The organism is Streptomyces sp. NPDC059454 (assembly GCF_042749965.1).
Classification (GTDB): Bacteria; Actinomycetota; Actinomycetes; order Streptomycetales; family Streptomycetaceae; genus Streptomyces.
Genome location: NZ_JBHYVC010000135.1, coordinates 1 through 1452 on the forward strand (window position 1 = coordinate 1; position 1452 = coordinate 1452).

A 1452-nucleotide genomic window follows, 5' to 3' on the forward strand; every position below is an offset into this window, starting at 1 on the left:
CGACGCACCATCCTGGTTCACCGCACTGCCCCGCACCACCGCCAGCACCCGATGCCCATTGCGCCGCGCGTCCGACAACCGCTCCAGCACCAGCACACCGACACCCTCGGACCAGCCGGCTCCGTCGGCGGTGTCGGAGAAGGCCTTGCAGCGGCCGTCGGCGGAGAGGGCTCCCTGGCGGGAGAACTCGACGAAGGCGGTGGGCGTGGCCATGACGGTGACGCCACCGGCCACGGCGAGCGAGCACTCACCCGACCGCAGCGCCTGCGCCGCCCAGTGCAGCGCCACCAGCGACGACGAACACGCCGTGTCCACCGTCACCGCCGGACCTTCGAATCCGAACGTGTACGACACACGCCCCGACGCGATGCTGCCCGCGCTGCCGTTGCCGCGGTAGCCCTCGTACTGCTCGTCGGCGAGGATGCTTCCGTAATCGCTGTACATGACGCCGGCGAAGACACCGGTCCGGCTGCCCCGCAGCGACACCGGGTCCATCCCGGCCCGCTCGATCGCCTCCCAGGTCGCCTCCAGCAGCAGACGCTGCTGCGCGTCCGTCGCCACCGCCTCCCGGGGACTCATCCCGAAGAACTCGGGGTCGAAGGCACCCGCGTCGTGCAGGAAGCCGCCCGAGCGCGTGTACGACGTCCCGGACACACTCCGGTCCGGGTTGTAGAGGGACTCGACGTCCCATCCGCGGTCAGCCGGGAAGTCCGACACGGCGTCGACGCCGTCGGACACCAGCCGCCACAAGTCCTCCGGCGACGACACACCACCCGGATAACGGCACGCCATCCCCACGATCACCACCGGGTCATCCGCCACCGACGGAAGCGACCCCACCGGCACAGCCACGTCGCGCACGGTTCCGAGCACGGTGTCGAGGAGGTGGTCGGCGAGGAGTTCCGCGGTCGGGTAGTCGAAGACGACGGTGGCGGGCAGACGCAGTCCGGTCGCCTTGCCCAGCCGGTTCCGCAGTTCCACGGCCGTCAGGGAGTCGAAGCCCAGGTCCTGGAAGGCCCGGTTGGGGTTGATCGTCTGTGCGCCCGAGTGGCCAAGAACGAGGGCGATGTGTCCGCGCACCAGGTCCAGCATCACCTCGTGGCGCTCGGTCTCGCCGAGCACGGTCAGCTGTTCGGCCAGTCCGGTGGTCTCGGCGGACCCCGTGGCTGCCGCGCGGCGACCGGACGTCCGGATCAACCCGCTGAGCAGCGGCGGAATCTCTCCCTGCGCGCGGAGCGCCGGGAAGTCGAGGCGCACGGGGAGGACGACCGCCGCGTCGGCGGCCATCGCGGCGTCGAGCAGGGCGACGCCCTGCTCCACCGTCACCGGGGGGAGGCCGGAGCGGGCGATGCGGCGACGGTCGGTCTCCGACAGCGTCTGCGTCATGCCCGCGTCCTGCGACCACGGACCCCACACCAACGACACCGCCGGCAGCCCCAGCGCACGACGACG

The 1452-nt window shown here is 71.6% G+C and carries 1 protein-coding gene; it reads right to left on the bottom strand.

What is annotated here, in order from left to right; genetic code table 11:
- Positions 1-1452 (bottom strand): beta-ketoacyl synthase N-terminal-like domain-containing protein (locus tag ACFXAE_RS36130; protein WP_384723957.1); only part of this gene is annotated, 1452 nt, incomplete at both ends.